We start from the raw sequence: 666 nt of genomic DNA, 5'->3' as shown, positions 1-666 counted from the left end.
ACCACGCCAGAATCGACATGACACACTGCTGCTTTTTTTCGCCTGCACCGCCATGTGGACGTGTAACGGGGTTTACCTGATCACCATACCGTTATATGTGGTCAACGCCCTGGGACTGTCAGAGAAGCTGGCCGGGATCATGATGGGCACGGCGGCAGGGCTGGAAATTCCGGTTATGTTGATTGCGGGATATGTGGCAAAACGCGTTGGCAAACGCGTTTTGATGCGTATTGCCGTTGGTGCAGGCCTGCTGTTTTATGTTGGACTGGTGCTGTTTAACGCAGAGTGGGCGCTGCTAGGATTACAACTGCTGAACGCCATTTTCATCGGTATTTTGGCCGGTATTGGCATGCTCTATTTTCAGGATTTAATGCCAGGACAAGCAGGCACCGCCACCACGCTGTTTACCAACACCACGCGCGTGGGTTGGATCATATCCGGATCGCTGGCGGGCATCGTGGCACAATTTTGGGGTTATCACGCCGTGTTCTTTATTTCCCTGCTGATGAGCGTGGGGGCGGGTTACTGCATGTGGAAAATCAAAGATGTATAAACAACACGGCGCCTATCAGGGCGCCGTCTCTGCTTCAAGCCGTAAAAGATAAGTCATCGCATCATCACGGTTTGTCATACACATCTCCGCCTGCGGTTGTAGCGTTGCACACA

1 protein-coding gene is annotated in these 666 nt (G+C 52.6%); it reads left to right on the top strand.

The genetic code is table 11. The annotated features are described in order from the left end of the window. Nucleotides 1–553: MFS transporter (locus J5069_RS23785; RefSeq protein ID WP_264646121.1), on the top strand; the 553-nt coding region annotated here is incomplete at its 5' end. Between the last annotated feature and the right edge of the window lie 113 nt (nt 554–666).

The sequence above is a fragment of the Candidatus Symbiopectobacterium sp. NZEC127 genome (genome assembly GCF_025962675.1).
Classification (GTDB): domain Bacteria; phylum Pseudomonadota; class Gammaproteobacteria; order Enterobacterales; family Enterobacteriaceae; genus Symbiopectobacterium.
Note: the sequence above shows the minus strand (reverse complement) of the source record. Positions and strands in the feature narration are given on the sequence as shown.